This is a genomic window from Pseudomonas sp. CCC3.1 (assembly GCF_034347405.1).
Lineage (GTDB): Bacteria > Pseudomonadota > Gammaproteobacteria > Pseudomonadales > Pseudomonadaceae > Aquipseudomonas.
This window is the reverse complement of record NZ_CP133778.1, coordinates 5,018,817-5,037,264: the sequence shown is the minus strand read 5'-3', so window position 1 is coordinate 5,037,264 and position 18,448 is coordinate 5,018,817. Positions and strand designations below refer to the sequence as shown.

General features: G+C 55.1%; 15 protein-coding genes, 1 tRNA gene and 1 pseudogene. 9 read left to right on the top strand and 8 right to left on the bottom strand.

Annotated features, from left to right (window positions below; genetic code table 11):
- Positions 1-9 precede the first annotated feature (9 nt).
- Both RHM56_RS21980 and RHM56_RS21975 read right to left on the bottom strand, forming a co-directional pair.
- On the bottom strand, positions 10-1,164 hold the full coding sequence (locus RHM56_RS21980; RefSeq protein WP_322236056.1) for an S-type pyocin domain-containing protein: 1,155 nt from the start codon (positions 1,162-1,164) through the stop codon (positions 10-12).
- Between the two features lie 456 nt (positions 1,165-1,620).
- Positions 1,621-2,532 carry a helix-turn-helix transcriptional regulator gene (locus RHM56_RS21975; protein ID WP_322236054.1) on the bottom strand — a complete coding sequence of 304 codons (912 nt, stop codon included), beginning with the start codon at positions 2,530-2,532 and terminating at the stop codon, positions 1,621-1,623.
- Positions 2,533-2,926: 394 nt separating this feature from the next.
- Here RHM56_RS21975 and RHM56_RS21970 point away from each other — a divergent pair, with 394 nt between their 5' ends.
- The 3 genes from RHM56_RS21970 (at position 2,927) to RHM56_RS21960 (ending at position 5,109) form a co-directional block, all read left to right on the top strand.
- A complete protein-coding gene (locus RHM56_RS21970) occupies positions 2,927-3,073 on the top strand; it encodes a hypothetical protein (RefSeq protein WP_322236052.1) in 147 nt (48 codons plus the stop codon).
- A 282-nt stretch (positions 3,074-3,355) separates the two neighbouring features.
- Positions 3,356-3,841, top strand: coding sequence for a toll/interleukin-1 receptor domain-containing protein (locus RHM56_RS21965; protein ID WP_322236050.1), 486 nt, complete (start codon positions 3,356-3,358; stop codon positions 3,839-3,841).
- A 305-nt stretch (positions 3,842-4,146) separates the two neighbouring features.
- Positions 4,147-5,109, top strand: coding sequence for a hypothetical protein (locus RHM56_RS21960; RefSeq protein ID WP_322236048.1), 963 nt, complete (start codon positions 4,147-4,149; stop codon positions 5,107-5,109).
- An 89-nt stretch (positions 5,110-5,198) separates the two neighbouring features.
- Here the strand turns inward: RHM56_RS21960 and RHM56_RS21955 are convergent.
- Both RHM56_RS21955 and RHM56_RS21950 read right to left on the bottom strand, forming a co-directional pair.
- Positions 5,199-5,468: pseudogene (locus tag RHM56_RS21955) on the bottom strand (hypothetical protein); the annotation flags it as partial.
- Positions 5,465-6,445: an integrase domain-containing protein gene (locus tag RHM56_RS21950; RefSeq protein ID WP_322241838.1), complete on the bottom strand. Its 981-nt coding sequence runs from the start codon at positions 6,443-6,445 to the stop codon at positions 5,465-5,467. The pseudogene RHM56_RS21955 and the gene RHM56_RS21950, both read right to left, overlap by 4 nt.
- A 1,004-nt stretch (positions 6,446-7,449) precedes the next feature.
- Here RHM56_RS21950 and RHM56_RS21945 point away from each other — a divergent pair.
- Positions 7,450-7,998 (top strand): hypothetical protein, encoded by a 549-nt coding sequence (locus RHM56_RS21945; RefSeq protein WP_322236046.1) that lies wholly within the window; start codon positions 7,450-7,452, stop codon positions 7,996-7,998.
- A gap of 54 nt (positions 7,999-8,052) precedes the next feature.
- On the opposite strand, the gene RHM56_RS21940 is transcribed toward RHM56_RS21945, so the two are convergent.
- From RHM56_RS21940 to RHM56_RS21925, 4 genes are all read right to left on the bottom strand, one after another.
- Positions 8,053-8,337 (bottom strand): hypothetical protein, encoded by a 285-nt coding sequence (locus RHM56_RS21940; protein ID WP_322236043.1) that lies wholly within the window; start codon positions 8,335-8,337, stop codon positions 8,053-8,055.
- 537 nt (positions 8,338-8,874) lie between these two features.
- The gene (locus RHM56_RS21935) at positions 8,875-10,197 is read right to left on the bottom strand and encodes a tyrosine-type recombinase/integrase (RefSeq protein WP_322236041.1); all 1,323 of its coding nucleotides are present in this window, start codon (positions 10,195-10,197) and stop codon (positions 8,875-8,877) included.
- Positions 10,198-10,369: 172 nt separating this feature from the next.
- Positions 10,370-10,445 (bottom strand) — tRNA-Thr (locus RHM56_RS21930).
- Between the two features lie 73 nt (positions 10,446-10,518).
- Positions 10,519-11,454 carry a LysR substrate-binding domain-containing protein gene (locus RHM56_RS21925; protein WP_322241836.1) on the bottom strand — a complete coding sequence of 312 codons (936 nt, stop codon included), beginning with the start codon at positions 11,452-11,454 and terminating at the stop codon, positions 10,519-10,521.
- Positions 11,455-11,530: 76 nt separating this feature from the next.
- On the opposite strand from RHM56_RS21925, the gene RHM56_RS21920 reads away from it, so the two are divergent.
- From RHM56_RS21920 to RHM56_RS21900, 5 genes are all read left to right on the top strand, one after another.
- Complete coding sequence (locus RHM56_RS21920) at positions 11,531-12,613, top strand: tartrate dehydrogenase (RefSeq protein ID WP_322236039.1); 1,083 nt, start codon at positions 11,531-11,533, stop codon at positions 12,611-12,613.
- 300 nt (positions 12,614-12,913) lie between these two features.
- A complete protein-coding gene (locus RHM56_RS21915; RefSeq protein WP_322236037.1) occupies positions 12,914-14,545 on the top strand; it encodes a BCCT family transporter in 1,632 nt (543 codons plus the stop codon).
- A gap of 174 nt (positions 14,546-14,719) precedes the next feature.
- Complete coding sequence (locus RHM56_RS21910; protein WP_322236035.1) at positions 14,720-15,841, top strand: ring-hydroxylating oxygenase subunit alpha; 1,122 nt, start codon at positions 14,720-14,722, stop codon at positions 15,839-15,841.
- Positions 15,842-15,900: 59 nt separating this feature from the next.
- Positions 15,901-17,349 carry an NAD-dependent succinate-semialdehyde dehydrogenase gene (locus tag RHM56_RS21905; RefSeq protein ID WP_322236033.1) on the top strand — a complete coding sequence of 483 codons (1,449 nt, stop codon included), beginning with the start codon at positions 15,901-15,903 and terminating at the stop codon, positions 17,347-17,349.
- Positions 17,350-17,418: 69 nt separating this feature from the next.
- The gene (locus tag RHM56_RS21900) at positions 17,419-18,387 is read left to right on the top strand and encodes a PDR/VanB family oxidoreductase (RefSeq protein ID WP_322236031.1); all 969 of its coding nucleotides are present in this window, start codon (positions 17,419-17,421) and stop codon (positions 18,385-18,387) included.
- The last annotated feature ends 61 nt before the right edge of the window (positions 18,388-18,448 follow it).

Genomic DNA, 18,448 nt, shown 5'->3' with positions numbered 1-18,448 from the left:
TCTCCTGATTTATTTAGGTGTCGTTCTGCCGGGCTTTGCCGGGTCTATCTGTTCGCCTGTTTCGTGATTGAACTCGCCTAAGTGATTGCCTTGCTTGCCGTATAACTCAATGGCAGCTGTCTTGCTGTCCCATTCGTAAATACGGCCTTTTCTGTCTTTCCAGCGACTGCGTTTGGCTCCCCCACCCTGGACGCTGCTTTTGGATTTAACTGGAAAAGCATCTGGGAATGCAGGCAAGCCTAATGGAGGCCTGTGATATTTGATATCACCGCCACCAACAGGCTTTGTAAACACCACATACAGCGACGTCAGTCCACTGTCTGCCGGGAAAACCAGAATACAGTCGTCGGTTGTAATGTCTTCGCCAGGCAGTCCTTCAAGTTGACTATCCGTATTCTCTGCGATCGGATGCACGAGAATAGTGCCCAGTTGCGCGCCGCTGTCATCAGGGTAGACCAGCGGAGGCATGTGACCCAGGCGCCCATTCTGTGGTGTCCAGAGAATAGTGATGCCATTTAGCTCGGCTTCCAGCACCGTTTTTGCCGCATTCCACTTAACCTGCACCGTGCGTACCGAGTCGTCGCCTGACGCGCCCGTGTGAATGCCGTACACCTGTAACACGCCTTCAGCATCGCGACGGAACTGAAAGCGCACCCGCGTGGTGGCCCTGCTCATGCTGCGTAGCTGGTCGTCAGTGTGCAGTGTGCCGTCGCCCATTTTGGTGGGCAGCATGCCGAGTATAAAAACGCTGGCAGGTCCGCCAGCGCCGCGCAGTGCCCAAGTCATGCGCTGTTGCATGATGCCGCCACCGGCCATACGACCCAGTCCGGCATCGGCGCCTAGAGCTAACGCTATAGCAGTGGATGCGTCAGGCAAAAGCATGGCGCCAGCGACCATGACATTACCGAAATGTGAAGCGGGTTCTGTGGTCGTTCCAGCGTCGGTGCTGCACCAGTTTTTAGAGAGGCAGGACTTGGCAAAGACTTGATCTGTTCGCTCTTTGGGGGATGGCCATTCATCTTTTGCGATGTAGACCGGTTCTGGCTTGGAGGGGGGATTCCATGCTGCCCATGAAGCGCCACCGTTCGGAAGTCGTGGCTGCCAGTCGTCGCTTGGAAACCAGTCGTCGTTTGGAAAAGGGTCGCCCGGTTTATTCTTCTTCATGGCACGTCTTGTATGACTGCAGAGTGAGTCATGGAGCGTGCAGCTGTATTTCGGCCTTGGTCAAATTGGCTCGGTTACAGGGCGTTTCAGGGTATTCAGAAAATAGGCAGTGGCACGCAGGTGGGGGCTTTGACAGGCGTAGGCCTTGGCTTGGCCCCAGAAACAAAAAAGGCCCACCTTTCGGTGAGCCTCTTTCGGTGTTGCGTATGGTGCGGCACCAGGAGTCGAAAGACTTTATATCTATATGATTTATAATTTATTTATTGTTAGGGTTATGCGCTTCTATCTCTAAAACTATCCTCGGGCACTCGCCCGATTGTCTTCCACTAGGAACGTAGTAGGTTCTGCATCAGAGCCAAACCACCAAATGATCACGGAGATGATAGTGAGCCCGAAGAAAACTCTGCCTGGCAAAGTGAAAATGCCAGGACGCGATTTACGTAAAGCGCAGCTCGTTTAGCTGCCTTCAACTTTATCGCTTTCCGCCTCGTCAAAATTTGGATTTCTGTATCCGGGCGCAAACATTGAGCTCTCCACCCCGTACAGAGCCAAGGGATCGCTAAGCCATAGGCGGTAGGCCTTGTCTTTGATGCTGTGGTCAGGCGAGGAGTCCACGTGGTACTGCTGCAAGACGTACCCAGCCATGGCCGCACGAACTCGAAGCCTTAGGACACCGTCAGGCATGTCGTAGTCGCACATCATAATCTGTGCACAATCCTTATCAGGATGAGGGACAAGAGGGAGGTCGAGCATTCGATTCCACTGGTCATCGTTCTTCTGGTTCTCTTTGGCGAGTGGCTTTTCTCCCAGTTGAACTTGAGCAGATCCGATTCGAGCTAGAACAAAGTCCACAAACTTTCCGCGCTTACGATCGTACGCGCGGACGTGCCAGCGCAAGCCGTCGCAACTGATAGCGAACGGCACAATTTCCCGTTCAGATTTTCCCGAGCCCGAGGTGTAGCTGATTTTCACCACTTGGTTGAGGCTGATTGCGCGCGAGATTGGCGCCAAAACCTCTACTTTCGGCTTGCTGAGCAGCAAAACCGATTCATTTAGGATGAATGGCTTCTCTCCATCCAGACCGTATCCGTACCCATGGGAGAGAGCCGTGAGCACGCGCTCAGGCGAATGCGCGACTAGAGGCGAGAACGTCTCGCGCATCACGTAGTGCTTGGTCACAGTGTCGAGCTCAGTGTTCTGAGGAGCAATCTCTCGATACTGCGCGAAATCACGGGTGGCAGCTGCCGCGCCCACCCCGAACCTATCCATGAGGTCAGTGCGTGAAACGGTCCCCGTGAAATACAGTCGGAAATCTATGTACACCAGACGCTCCCGTTGCGCCTGGCTATATTCGCTCAAATCAATCATTTGCTCTCCGTCTTGCCTTCTTACGGTATTGCCTTCGTACCTGCCTTGCGGAATGCCCCAACGTCTGGTCGGGCGCATCTGAGATCCCACGATAGCACATGAGAGTGCTTGACGTAATCAAAATGACGATGATACATTTCGCTTATGGCTTGTTCTTGTGTTCATCTGTAGCACCTTAGGTGCTTCAAAAAGATGGCTCGGATGAAATGTCAGAACGCCAGAAACACAAAAGCCGGTCAAGGTACGAACTTGACCGGCCTTCGGAAAAAGACGTCTGAATCGGCTCCAGGTGTCTCTCGCGCTTTGTGGAAAAAGCTTGTGGATGGTAGCCCCTATGGGGTCCTTTCGCAAGGGAGCGAGTTCTGTGTTTGAGCCATCTCGAAGGAGGCATTCTATGTCCCAGCTTGAGATGTTCGAAAAACCCGATGGGGAAGGCGAGGTTATCTACCGGATGACCATCACCACCAAGTCGGGGAAGGTGATTCGACGTGCTAACGGGCAACCGTTCCGTATCGTCATTCGCCCAAAAGCGACCAATTGATAATCGCTTAAACAGAGCCCAGGACACATTTTGTGTCCTGAAGGCCACTCGCTTCGTATATGAAAGGGTTACGACATGTCTAGATGTACAGCACCAATACGCGGACATAGCTCAGCTGCAGCGGCAGCGGCCTGCCCTGCGTGCCGCTACCGCAGCAGCTCTCGCTCCTACACCCCATCATTTGGTAGCAGTGGGAGTAGCTATAGCAGCTATAGCAATAGTGGTGGGGCTGGCAGATCGGGCGGTGGTTCAAGGCCACGCTGGTCCAAAGCTGGTTCGTCCGTGTCATACACATTGGATCAGGTGCAATCACTTCAGCCAATTCGCCAGACCATCGAGACTCGAGCAGCGGCGCAACCTGACCTGCGTGACGTATTTCTGTGCCACGCGTGGGACGATCGGCAAGGGGCGGCCAAAGAGCTGCACGAGCTTCTAGTAGCTGCTGGTGTCAAGGTTTGGTTTAGCGAGAAGGATCTTGGGCTCGGTGTTCCGATGATGCGCGCCATCGACAAAGGCTTAGCAAATTCGCGAATTGGACTCGTGCTGGTAACTCCCGCGCTGTTGGCTCGCCTCCCCAAAGAAAGCGTTGCCGACAAAGAGCTTTCCACGCTCTTGGCGAGTAACCAACTAGTTCCCATCGTGCATAACACTACATACGACGCACTTCGCAATGTCAGCCCGTTACTCGCCTCCCGAAGCGGCCTGGACACCGCTGAAGATTCGATGTCGGTGATAGCTGAAAAGATTGCCGAGTTGGTCGCGTTCTAGATTTTGCAATCAGTTGGTTCGTTATCCTGCTGCGCTTGCGTGAAAAAGTTCTCCGCATTATTCGAATAGACTGACCGCTGGAGAAACTGTTAGCGCAAGAGTTGGAGCCTGTTTCCGATCCCTATCTGCTCTCTGTAAAGAGCAGCTAGGGGTCGGTTGGCAGCGTAGGGCTCGGGTGTAGCAGCTTTGGCTCGATAATTGCCATTGGTAATTGGCCGCAGGTTGTCATTGAATATCTATAGAGTGTTAGGTGAATCGATATAATTGGCCCGGTGTCGTGGGATTATATCGCCTAAGGATTAGTTATGATAAAGCCACCGTTCAAAATTCTTAAGTCTCATCTGGTAGACGCATTCTTTATTACGCCTGATAAGTTGTATCGCGAATTCGAAGTGCCTCTAGAGGTGGTGGATAGATTCAGAAGCGGGCGAATCTATTTTCTTGTAAAACGACGTAAAGTGCGATTTTCCAGTGCCTCGCTGAGCAAAAAGTGCCAGATCGTGTTTAAGTATGCCTCACAGGGCATGCTGTCGCGCCCTCACAAGGTCGACATTGCTCAACTGATGCACGGCGCGCCGGCTATCAATAAAGAATTCTTTCCGACACCGGCCCATCTGCAATCAATGATTCAATATGTCGAGTCCGCAGATGAGTATGAGCGCCTGTTGAAGCGAGAGCCCATGGTTGCAGCCGTCATGCCGGGAAGCGGGGAGAAGGAGCGTGCGGATCGGGCAATCGCCTACCATTTTCTGACACCTGTGGACCCGATGCCCAAGGATGAAAATAGGCATATCATCTTTGCTCATCAACTGCTGCGTGTTACCGATGACCTTCCGGAAAAGTACGAAGTTATGTACATCGGCAAGGCCATGGAGCTGTCTGACCGAATGGATGGGCACAAGCGTGTGCAGCAAGCCCAAGCAGAATGCGAGGACAATGCGGAAATCTATCTGTACTTCTTCACGCCACAGTTCGAGGCGATGGCGTCTCGCGACGGCATGGTCATCAAACAACCTAAAGACTATATGACCTTAGGGGAAGAAAATCTTGTGCTCGCCGCCGAGGCCGGTTTGATCAATTACTTCAAACCTGAATTGAATGTTCAGAATAAAACAACGGAGTTGCGTAAAAGCAAGACCATGGCTCGCGTGAAGAGTTTGAAATACACTCATTTTATTTCGGAGTGTAATTTTGATGAACATGACTATGCGTTCGAATCGTCGAAAGTCAAGAAGAGTGGCGTGCACGAGAGGATTTATTCACTTTGACGCAGAGCAGGCATTTCCTACTCATGTTGACGTCTGCTTTGAGCCGGTTGCTGTCGGTCGTGACTATCTGAATCACATCCCAGTTTGAGATTGAAAGCCCATGACGTTTCTAGGCGCTGAGCGAGCAGTCGGATAGTAAGCAGATAGTAGTATCGTGTCGTCTCGTCATGGCTGGCGAGACAATGCTCTATGAACCAAGTCAAATGCTTTCGCTGCCAAGCCCAGGGTGTCGCTCGCTGCCAGCGCAGTGCAATTTTATTCTGTATGGTTTGTGCCTGCCGTAAGTGACGTTGCCGCGTCGCGTGCGATCCGGTCAGCACTCCAGCCAAGAACAGCTCCATATCGAATGGCTTGCTCATGCCCGCCCCCCAATGTAGGCAGCGACTACGTCAATCCGACCGTGCCCCAGTTCATAGCTGATTTGCCGTCGGGCTTCATGATCAAGACGCTGATCTAACTGGCAGCATTGGCCACCGTTAATAGGCGCGCGGTGTTGGGTGATTTGCTCATAGCGCTCACATGCATAGGCCGCTCGTAGCTCATGGAAGCCTTTGAGGTTTTGTGCATGTAGGACGTCCCGTGCCGGGCGGACGACTTTCTGCAGAACACTCAAGTAACTTTCGCTTGGCGCAATCAGGTTGTGGCTACCCGCAGGCGATACCTGCTCCGCAAATCCCAGCGTTATTCGAACTTTCTCATCCACCGTAATCCAGCGGGGAGCGGATGCACCGGCACGGCCGCCTTTGGTGCCGTCTTGGATGTTGATCTTGCCGAATTCTCTAGCCTCCCGACTTAATCGTGGCAGATCCGCCAAGATGGCCTCACGCAAGCGCATGCCGGTGGCTCGCGCCAATAGAACGATAGCGGCGGCCCTTAGCTGATGATGGTTGCAAAGCGCATCGACGATCTGCTTAACCTGTTCGTGGTCCTGGCCCTGCGGCACCGAGTGTCGAACCCCGGTGCGCTGCATACCCAACGCCTTGCTCGGGCTTGGCAATTTCACGCACTGATCACCGCGAAGCGCCGCCATGGTCCTGTTAACGCTGGATAGCCGATTTTGCGCGGTGCTGATGGCGAGGTCACCGCGCCCAACCAGGTCACGGAGATACGCCGCATAGTTGGCCAACACCTTCCGATCAACCTGCCGCGCATCATTGATACCGGGCCCCAGTTCGGATCGGCACCACTTCACAAATGCCTGCCACCGATCAGAATGCGCCTTGACCGTGCCGTAGTGGCCGCCGCCGAACATGTCTTTCAATGCCTGCGGTCCTGCGTAGCTCAATTGCCTGCCGTAGCCGAAATTGCGGCCATCGTGTCTACCCACCAATGCCATCTCAATCACCTCATCTCCCGTTCTCCGATCCTCGCCCCACGTCATCCCGCCAAGGATGTTGAGTGTTATCAGGGATCAAGGCCCCTGCGACCTGTGAGGGTTGTCCACTAACGCGGGACTGACGGCTCCTTACGACCAGGAGCTTGGGCATCTCATGATCTGGCCTCCTGGACACCGTTGCCGGTGGGCGGGTGGAGGCTGCGCTGGCTGACGAGACCGGTGCCGCGAGATCCTGAGTCGGGTGAAGGCAGCTACGCGATGACTGGGGCATGCCTGACTGTCAGTCAGGTGCAGTCCATTCCTTGGGCTGCGGCACCATCATCTACATCGCTGTTGCTGGTGACTTCGGAGTTTGTCACGCCGATTGTCACGAGGGGGAATGCCGCAAAGCCTTGTACGAGGTGGCCTGCAGCAGTGGTAGGAGCGTCCGTCTCTTTCCGGGAGAAAGAGACGGGCGCAGGTTGGCGCACGGGAATGGCCAAGCGGATAGGTTGCTGCAGGGCAGCTATGAAAGGGGATGAGTTGCCGCAGTGGGCACACTGTCAAAGTAGGCATCCATCACATCGCTGTGACCGTGCGAGCCGCCGGACGCTAATCGCACTTTGGGAGAACCACCACCATGTGGCGTAGCCTTAAAGGTTCTGGCTACCTGGGTTGCTGTCGGCGACAGCGCTTTGCCCGATCTTTTCTACGCCTGTGGATAATTCGGGTCAAGACTCCAATTTTCGGGAGTTCTGCGGCTGTGGATGAAATTATCCACCGGTGGAAATCTGTGGTTTTCCACAGACAGTTGCGTTGGCTTTAGATTTTTTAAGTGAGGTCCATCCTAGCAGGGCGGCTTTGCAGCCCTGCTAGGATGGACCCGCAGGGTTGTAGCGGCCGAGATCCAGGGTCGACCTAGTAAGAGAGGTGAACTCTAAGCGGGAAAAGCATTATGCTTACTTATTCATAGATAAAATCGTAGTATGCCTATTTTTTCCCGCTAAGAAGCTTAGGGTGTTTGTATGATTAAGGATTCTGCAAAATGGAGGGCGGAGTTAACTGGTGTTGCTAAGTTTCTAGAGAAAAAAACCTACCAGCTCAGATGGAGTGATATCACGTTCTTTCAGACTGAAAGAAACATAATGACAGCTTTTTATTGGATAAGGAAAATGCTCGAGTCGAAAAAGTCGTCGCCGAAAATAATGGCGTCTTCACTTAAACTTCTCGAGTTTGAAAGAGGGCTGATTGGAAGTGGGGAAGTTGTCGGGCCGATACTCCAAGTAAACTTTGATATGGAGCATCCAAAGGCGATCACTCGGGATTTAGTTTTTGTATGTCATCAAATAGTACATAGTTACATTTTTTCTCTGGCAGTTGGTTATCAGTCCGGTCTGCAAGGTTTATATTTCTCTTCGGATAGAGAACATCGAAGTCGCTTATTTTTTATATCGGTTGAAGATTTAATAAATACCATAAAGATGGTAGGGCTTGATACCGATGTGGGGTTTTCTCCTTGGATAGAAGAGAGGCTTCAATTTCATCGCGTGCAGACAGCGTTTCCACAACCTTAGTATTCTATTGCAGGTCATTGATTTTAATAGATTTGTAGTGAGTCTAGCGAAAGCCTAGTTTGCTTTGATCTTCCCTTGACTAGCCGCTTGGAGAATCACGGGGGCAGTTGCTCCAAGATGTATGGCAACCAATGCGCTCATTTGAGCCTGGATTACCTCCATATAAAACCACACGATTCCACCGCCCGCACCTATCATGAGAATGGTTGAGACCCAGTAAAAAACTGACGTAATCCATTCGGGGCGGCGTGACTTCTTGATTTGTCTGAGCTTATAAAGTGCAATAAACTCAGGGATTATTCCTCCCGCTATTCCATAACCTATAAGCTCAACGTTCATCTTCTTCCTTAACGTCAGAATACTTTTCCCTGCTCATCTCTCTAAATGTTGACCAAATGTCGCCTAATGTGCTTTTTCTGGATTTTAAGGTGTAGAGCTTGCCTTTTGGTGACCGTGGAATCAGGGATTCTCTAACTCGATTGTCAGAGCTAAGTACCTTTATGACTGTCTCCTTCGGGAAACCTGTTTGAGTTGAAACACCCTGTGCGGTCCGGTAATCCCAGCGTGCGTCTCCCAAGGCAGCGATCACACGCGACGTAACTTCAGCCCAAGTATTAGGCGTTCCCTTTTGCTTTTTTTTGATCGGTCTTGTCATGGATTAAGCAACTGTTCGTTATGATGTGAAAATCTATTAAACTTTTTGACTAAATTACCCTTTAGCCCAGATGCTATACACAGATTAGCAAAGCCTGATGTAGTCGTACAGCTAGGACTTAGTGTAAGTACGTAGTATTTCCCACGGTGGTGTCAACCGGGCAGGGTGTAATTGTTGGGTGGGGGATTTTTCAATCGACTGACGAGACACTGGTCAAGCGCTCAGTTTTTCAAATCACGCTTTACTTTTAGTTGGGAGACATTGACTCCAATCTGATTCGCGAATTCGTGTGGAGTGACATGCTCCTGCCGGTTGGCCTCCAGGTACCGACTCCACCAGTTCATGATCAGCCTGCGCTCCTCGATGAACTCGGCCTTGTGGATGTAAGCGGCGCGGACGTTGTTGCGCTCCTTGTGGCTCATCTGCCGTTCAATGGCTGTCTCCGACCACAATCCTGACTCGATCAGTGCGCTGCAGGCCATCGAACGAAATCCATGCCCGCAGATATCGGTTTTGGTGTCGTATCCCATCGTCCGAAGCGCGTTGTTCACGGTATTTTCGGACATGGGCTTCCAGGGTTTGGCATCCCCTGCGAAGACCAATGCGAATTTGCCTGTGAGTGCATGGATTTTTTCGAGTAGCGCCACTGCTTGCGGCGATAAGGGTACTAAATGGATATCCCCTGCCATCTTCGTACCCCTTGTGGAAAAGGGTACTCCCTCCAACGCGGGTCGAGTGTCCGGTATCTCCCAGGTGCCGCGCTTGAGGTCGAACTCGCTCCAGCGGGCGAAACGCAGTTCGCTGGATCGTACAAACACATGCAGCGATAGCATCACCGTCAGACGGGTAAGTGCGCGGCCTTTATAGGTGTCGATCCGCTCCTGTAGTTCCGGCAGTCGCGATAAGGGTAGAGCGGGGCGATGTACCACCCGCGGGGCTTTGATCAAGCCTTCGAGGTCGTAAGCAGGGTTTGTGGTGATAAGCCGGAGGCGTTTTGCCTCGCGCATAATGCTCTGCAGGTAGTTTTGTACCCTTAAAGCAACGTCGATCGTTCCGCGCTTCTTGATCGCTTCCAAGGGCTGCATAAGGTCATGGGTGTCGAGATCAACAATGGCGCGTGCGCCGATTAGCGGGAATACGTGGGTTTTGAGGCGGTTCATCACTGTCTTGGAATGGCCTGGTGCCCACTTGGCCGACATTTCCGCATGCCAGTTGAGCGCAACGCTTTCAAAGGTTCTGCCTTTGATTACGGCTTCCGCCTTGGCTTGGTGCTTGGTCTCTATAGGATCAACGCCATCCGCCAGCATTCGCTTGACTTCCAAGCGCTTGCGGCGCGCATCAGCGAGGCCAATGACGGGGTAGTTGCCGAACGAGGTTAGTCCTTCGCGTCCGTCAGGTTTGACGTAACGGAGCCGCCAGCCTTTGCGGCCATTGGGTTGGACTAGGAGGTAGAGGCCATCGCCGTCGAAAAGCTTGTAGGCGCGGTCTGTAGGTTTTGCCAAGCGGCAAGCTGCGTCGGAGAGCGGAGCTGTGGTGCGCGACATAAGGGTACTCCCTTTTATCGAAGTGACCTGTATCCCAAACTCTACCCTTAAAACGGTTGGAATCCACCAGTTTCTGACGGAAACCGATGGAACGCCAAAACGAAAAAACCCGCCATAAGGCGGGTTTTTCGGGGGTTCCAGAGATTTTGAAAGCCTTCTCTGGAACCTTGTATGGTGCCGGCACCAAGAGTCGAACTCGGGACCTACTGATTACAAGTCAGTTGCTCTACCAACTGAGCTATACCGGCGTTATGGGCGACGAGTATACCCGGATGTTCTAGCTTGTAAACCCCTGATAACAGACTATTTTCACGATCCGCGCTAACGCTGGGGTGTAGGCGGATGGCGGTCGCTGAAGTACTGGCGTAAATACTCGACGGTGACGCGGATTTTGGCGGAGTTGGCCAGCGGGGCGGTGTACACGGCCCAGATGTTTGCCTGCTGTCGGTAGTCCTGGAGGATGTGCACCAATTTGCCGCTTTCCAGGCTGTCGCGCACGTCCCAGTAGGAGCGCAGCAGGATGCCTCGCCCATTAATCGCCCATTGGTGGACGACTTCGCCGTGGTTGGCCGAGAGGGCGCCGGTGACTTTGACGCTTTCTTCGCCTTCCGGCCCTTGCAGGCGCCACAGGCCGAACGGGTGGTCGCGTTCTTTGATGACCAGGCATTCATGGCCCGCGAGTTCGGCCAAGGTGCGCGGTTCTCCGTGGCGTTGCAGGTAGTCGGGGCTGGCGCACAGGACGCGGGCGTTGTTGGCCAGCAGTTTGGCGATGAGGTTGGGGGCGATGTTGTCGCCAATCCGGATGTCGAGGTCGAAGCCTTCTTCGATCAGGTCCACCAGCCGGTCGAACATGTCGAAGCGGATGTCCAGCGCGGGGTAGCGCTGCGACAGTTCTGAGAGCGCCGGGCCGACATGGCGACGCCCCAGGCCGAAACTGCTGATGATTTGTAATTGCCCACGTGGTTCTTGGTGCAACGCCGAGACTTCGTCGCTCATCTGCTCAACGGCATCGAATATATGCAGCGCCCAGCGATAGACCCGCTCGCCGTCGTCGGTCACGGCCACGCGGCGGGTGGTGCGGTGCAGCAGACGTACGCCGATGTTTTGTTCCAGCAGTTGAATGCGTTTGCTGACGTAGGCAGGTGATGCGCCCAGTTCGCTGGCCGCCGCGGCAAAGCTTGAACGCCGGGCCACGATGACGAAGACGCGCAGGTCTTCGAGGTTAGGCAGATTATTCACAAACCGTGTCTTATCCATCATCAGTTCGCCTGATTATCTTTCTTTGGTCGCTTTATACCATGGGCTCACTTTCCTTCTTCAAGAGTTCGCCCCCATGAGCAAGACATTCAAAATTGCCGCCATCGCCGGTGACGGTATTGGTAACGAAGTACTGCCAGAAGGCCTGCGCGTTGTGGAAGCAGCGGCCAAAAAGTGGAACCTCGATCTGTCGATTGAAATCATCGAGTGGGCCAGTTGCGATTACTACGAGCGCCACGGCCAGATGATGCCGGACGACTGGTTTGAGACGCTCAAGGGATTTGACGCGATCTATTTCGGTGCTGTGGGCTGGCCCGACAAAGTGCCGGATCACATTTCGCTGTGGGGATCGCTGCTCAAGTTCCGTCGCGATTTCGATCAGTACGTGAATATCCGTCCTGTGCGTCTGTTCCCAGGTGTGCCGTGCCCGCTGGCAGGCCGTGAGCCGGGTGATATCGATTTTGTGGTGATCCGCGAAAACACCGAAGGCGAATACTCCTCGGTGGGCGGGCGCATGTTTGAAGGCACCGAAAACGAATTTGTCCTGCAAGAGTCGGTATTCACCCGACGCGGTGTGGACCGCATTCTCAAGTACGCTTTCGAAGTGGCCAAAGAACGTCCGCGCAAGCACGTGACCTCGGCCACCAAGTCCAACGGTATTTCCATCAGCATGCCGTACTGGGACGAACGCACCGAAGCCATGGCGGCGAACTATCCACAAGTGACGTGGGACAAGCAGCACATCGATATTCTGTGCGCGCGTTTCGTGTTGCAACCCAACCGCTTTGACGTGGTGGTGGCGTCTAACTTGTTTGGCGACATTCTGTCGGACCTGGGCCCGGCGTGTGCAGGCACTATCGGCATCGCGCCGTCGGCCAACCTTAACCCTGAGCGTAATTTCCCGTCGCTGTTCGAGCCGGTCCACGGCTCGGCACCGGACATTTACGGGCAAAATATTGCCAACCCGATTGCGATGATCTGGTCGGGCGCGCTGATGCTGGAATTTTTGGGCAAAGGTGATGAGCGCTATCAAGCCGCTCACGATGGCATTCTGCGCGCCATCGAGGACGTGATTGCCAGTGGTCCGAAAACACCGGATCTGGGTGGCAAGGCATCGACCCAACAAGTCGGTGAAGCCATCGCTGCTGCCTTGGCGTGAGTTGATCGCACGGCGCGAATAAACGCCGCGAAATAGACGCTTCACCCGCCTGCGAAACCCTCTGAAAACGGGGACTTTCGCGGGCTATTTGGCGTGTGAAATCCGCTATTTAATGCGTAGGAAATAACAACAAATCCAGTTGCAAAGCCTTACATTTCATAGCATATTGTTAACCGTAAGATATGCGTAAACCAGTAGTTAACAGTTCGGGTTCAACGATGTGAAAGGAGTCCTTAACAGCTGTAAATGCTGACGTAGAGCCATGCAGTAAGAGAAAAAACTCTCTCTCTGGAGACTTAAATGTCCAATAACAATAAAAAAGATGTCTTTTTGATATCGACTAGCCTGATTGCTGTACTGGTCACCGTTGTAGGCCTTGCCGTTTACCCGCAACAAGCCGAGATCACCGCCAATATGCTGTTTGAATTGGCTTCTCGTACGTTTGGCACTTCGGTGCAAGTGTTTGTGTTCTGCTGCGCCCTGGTGGTGCTGTACATCGCGTTCAGCAAGTACGGCAACATTCGTTTGGGCAACGGCAAAGCTGAATACCCTACCGTCACGTGGGTGTTCATGTTCATCTGCGCGGGTATGGGGTCGTCGACCCTTTACTGGGGTGTGATGGAGTGGGCGTATTACTACCAGACGCCGGGTCTGAACATCGCCGCAGGTTCGCGTGAAGCGTTGGATTACAGCGTCAGCTACTCGTTCTTCCATTGGGGTATCAGTGCCTGGTCGCTGTATGCCTTGTCGTCGTTGGCGATGGCTTATCACTTCCACGTGCGTAAGAAGAGCGGCCTCAGCCTGTCTTCGATCGTCGAGGCGGTGACCGGCTTCAAAGCGCAAGGCCCCGTCGGCCGTATCGTCGATCTGGTGTTCCTGTTGACCATGTTCGGCGCCTTGACCGTATCGCTGGTGCTCACCGCCTCCACGTTAACCCGTGGTCTGTCGGCACTCACTGGCATGCCGGACACCTTCACCACGCAATTGCTTGTGATTGGCGTAGTAGCAGTTGTGTTCTCGCTCAGTTCCTACATCGGTATTGCCAGTGGCATGCAGCGTCTGTCGAAGATGGTGTGTATTGGCGCGCTGGTGTTCGCAGCGGTCGTGCTGGTCGTTGGTCCAACGCAGTTCATCATCAACAACACCGCCAACTCTGTCGGCCTGATGATGCAGAACTACGTGCACATGAGCCTGTTTACCGACCCGCAAGGTGATGGTGCCTTCACCCGCAACTGGACGGTTTTCTACTGGTTGTGGTGGGTGTCCTACGCGCCGGGTGTTGCGATGTTTGTGACCCGTGTTTCCAAGGGCCGCAAGATGAAAGAGGTGGTCGCCGCGATGTTGATGGGCGGCAGCTTTGGTTGCTGGTTCTTCTTCGGCACGCTGGAAAGCTACAGCATGCATCAGTTCATCACTGGGGCTATCGACGTGCCGCGCATCCTGACGGAACAGGGCGGTGAAACAGCGGTAGAGATGCTGCTCAATGCTTTGCCGTTCGGTCAGATCTTCCTCGGCGTTTACCTATTCATCATGGCGGTGTTCTGTGCCTCGCACATGGACGCAGCGGCCTACGCCGTGGCGGCCACCAGCACCCGCAATATGCAGGAAGGCCAAGACCCGTCGCCCACGCACCGTCTGTTCTGGTGCATCGCCTTGACCCTGGTGCCACTGGCCATGCTGTTTGCCAAGGTCTCGTTGTCGACCATGAAAACCGCAGTGGTACTGACCGCCATTCCGTTCCTGGTGATTCTGCTGACCAAGATATATGGCTTCCTCACCTGGATGTTCAAGGACTACGGCTCGATGCCCGCGTACCTGATCGAGGAAGAGGCCGTGGCCCGTGGCGAGAACCTGGATTACGTCGCCTCGTTTGAAACCGCGACGCCAGCGTCAGCGATCAAGCCCAAAACCAAGGCGGTACCCGCAGCCTGAGTTGATGGCTTTTGAGCGAACCACGCGCAGGCTCCGGCACCACGGTGCCGGGACCTGAGCGATTTTTTTTGCGTGTACTGTTAACCATTGGTTTCTTGTTAGTCATTGGTTACATAAAAACAGCCTGAAACAGGGCGTCATGCACAGCCCTCTTAATAGCTTGAGAGAGACAAGATGAACACAATCGTGAAATTGCCTGCTGACTTCTGCACCAACGCTGACGAAGCTCACACCATTCCGGCGTCCTACTACACCAGCCAGAACGTGTTCGATCAGGAGAAGGAAAAGATCTTCGCCAACACCTGGATCTGTGTCGGCCACCGCAGCGAAGTGGCCAACAGCAACGACTACATCACCCGCGAAGTGATCGGCGAAAGCATCATCGTCGTACGCGGTCGTGACAACGTGCTGCGTGCGTTCTACAACGTGTGCCCGCACCGTGGCCACCAGTTGCTGAGCGGCAGCGGCAAAGCCAAAAACGTGATCACCTGCCCGTACCACGCCTGGACCTTCAAGCTCGACGGCGAACTGGCACACGCGCGCAACTGCGACAACGTGGTCAACTTCGACAAAGAAAACTCCAGCTTGGTCTCGCTGCGCGTTGAAGAATACGCGGGCTTTATCTACATCAACATGAACAACGAAGCCGGCACCGTTGAAGACCAACTGCCGGGCCTTCAAGCACGTCTGCGTGAAGCCTGCCCAGTGGTCGATGACCTGCACCTGGCGGCGCGTTTTGTCAGCGACACACCGGCCAACTGGAAGTCCATTGTTGATAACTACCTGGAGTGCTACCACTGCGCCCCGGCTCACCCGGGCTTTGCCGATTCGGTCAGCGTGGACGAGTACTGGCACACCCTGCACGGCAATTGGTCGTTGCAGTTTGGTCACGCCAAGTCGTCGGAGAAATCCTTCAAGTTCGACGAATCGATCAAAGATCCGTCCTTCAGCGGCTTCTGGGCCTGGCCGTGCACCATGTTCAACGCGCCACCCGGTGGCAACTTCATGACCGTGATCTACGAGTTCCCGGTCAGCGCTGGCGTGACCATGCAGCACTACGACATCTACTTCCTCAACAAAGAGATCACCCCCGAGCAGCAATCGCTGATCGAGTGGTACCGCGACGTGTTCCGCCCAGAAGACCTGCGTCTGGTCGAAAGCGTGCAGCGCGGCCTGCAATCGCGCGGCTATCGCGGCCAGGGCCGAATCATGGCTGACCGTCAACGCAGCGGCATGAGCGAACACGGCATCGCGCACTTCCACAACCTGATCGCCGTGGCCCACCTGGACGACTGATCCCGATGCCGCCGCGGCCTGGCTGCGGCGGCTTAGCCCTATTAAGAGGAGTGTCCTGCGTGCAGCTCAAAGACCCCCAATTGTTTCGCCAACACGCGTTCATCAATGGCGTTTGGTCGGATGCCGACAATCGCGAAACAGTCGACGTGACCAACCCGGCCCAAGGCCAATTGCTGGGCAATGTGCCGCTGATGGGCGGCGCAGAAGCGATTCGTGCCATTGAAGCGGCGGACGCGGCATTGCCTGCATGGCGTGAACGCACCGCCAAAGACCGCGCGCAGATCCTGCGCCGCTGGTTTGAACTGATGCTGCAACACGAAGACGACCTGGCCCAGATCATGACGCTGGAACAGGGCAAGCCACTGCACGAAGCCGTTGGCGAGATTCGCTACGCCGCTTCGTTTATCGAGTGGTTCGCCGAAGAGGGCAAACGCATTTATGGCGACGTGATCCCTTCGCCGTCCACCGACAAACGCCTGCTGGTGGTCAAGCAAGGCATCGGCGTTTGCGCCGCCGTCACGCCGTGGAATTTCCCGGCGGCGATGATCACCCGCAAAGTCGCGCCTGCGCTGGCCGCCGGGTGCACCATCGTGGTCAAGCCCGCCAACGAAACGCCGTTTTCGGCGCTGGCGCTGGCTGAACTGGCACAGCGCGCAGGCATACCGGCAGGCGTGTTGAACATTGTCACCGGCGATGCGCCCGCGATTGGCGCGCAGCTCACCGGCCACCCGCTGGTGCGCAAATTCAGCTTCACCGGCTCGACCCCGGTCGGCCGCTTGCTGATGAGCCAGTGCGCCGAAAGCATCAAAAAAGTCTCGCTGGAACTGGGCGGCAACGCGCCGTTTATCGTGTTTGCCGATGCCGACATTGATGCCGCCGTCGAAGGCGCCATTGCTGCCAAATACCGCAACGCAGGCCAGACTTGCGTCTGCGTTAACCGCTTCTATGTGCACGACGCGGTTTATGACCAGTTCGCCAGCCAGTTCGCCGCCAAAGTGGCCGAGCTGAAGGTCGGGCACGGTGAGGCCGCCGACACCCAAATCGGCCCGCTGATTACTGTCAAGGCGGTGGAAAAAGTCCGCTTCCTGATCGACGACGCGGTCAGCAAAGGCGCGACCTTGCTGCTGGGCGGGCAGGTGCATGCACTGGGCGAGCAATTCTTCGAGCCGACTGTGCTGGGCGACATCCAGAAAGGCATGTTGCTGCTGGACGAAGAAATCTTTGGCCCGGTTGCACCGCTGGTGCGCTTCCACTCCGACGCCGAAGTCGTGGCTTTGGCCAACGACACGCTGTACGGCCTGGCCGCGTATTTCTACAGCCGCGACATCGGTCACGTCTGGCAGATCGCCGAGAAGCTGGAATACGGCATGGTCGGCGTCAACACCGGGCTGATTTCCAACGAAGTGGCGCCGTTTGGCGGGGTCAAACAATCCGGTCTGGGGCGCGAAGGCTCCAAGTACGGGATCGAAGATTACCTGCAACTGAAATACCTGTGCCTGGCGGTCTGAGCCGTCAGCACCGGGTTTTGAATCAGGCGGCACGCGCGTGCCGCCCTTTACCGCAGTAGAGGTTTTGCGATGGCCAACTCATACCAAATGCTTGCCGCCCGTGTCATCGGTGTTGAGCAGGTGACGCCGCTGATCAAACGTTTCACCCTGGTACGTCAGGACGGCAAAGCGCTGCCGGACTTTACCGGTGGCAGTCACATCATCGTGCAGATGAAAGACCTCGACGGCCGTCAGCACAGCAACGCCTATTCGTTGATGAGCGATCCGCGCCAGACCGCCAGCTACCAGATTGGCGTGCGCCTTGAAGAGCAATCCAAAGGCGGCTCGGCCTTTATGCACCAGCAAGTCGAGGTCGGCACCGAGCTGATGATTTCGACCCCCAACAACCTGTTCGCCATCGACCCGAAGGCGAGCAAACACGTGCTGATCGCGGGCGGAATCGGCATCACGCCGTTTCTGTCGCAACTGCACGAACTGCGTGACACCGGCGCCGATTACCAGCTGCACTACGCTTTCCGCAGCCCGGAACACGGCGCGTTTCACGACGAACTCAGCGCAGGCTCGCATGCCGACCGCACGCGCACCTACGCCGACAGCCTGGGTCAATCGCTCAATCTGGCCGAGTTGATGGGCGCCCTCGACAGTGACGCGCACGTCTATGTGTGTGGCCCCAAGCCGTTGATCGATGCCGTCATCGCGACCGGCAAACAGTTGGGCTTGGCCGATGAGCGCGTGCATTGGGAACAGTTCGCGGCTGCACCGATCACCGGCGGCGCCTTCACCCTGGTGCTGGCTAAATCGGGTCAGGAGCTGCGTGTCGAAGAAGGCATGAGCATCCTCAAAGCCATCGAAAAGGCCAAGGTCGACGTTGAATGCCTGTGTCGCGAAGGCGTGTGCGGCACCTGTGAAACGCGCATCCTTGAGGGCGAAGCCGAGCACAACGACCAATACCTGAGCGACGAAGAAAAAGCGTCCCAGCAGACCATGATGATTTGCGTGTCACGTGCCCGTGGCGAGCGTCTGGTTCTGGATTTGTAAGCCGGACTCCGTGATCGGACCGAGGGCCGCAGGCGTGTGTGTATAATCGCGACCGCCCTGC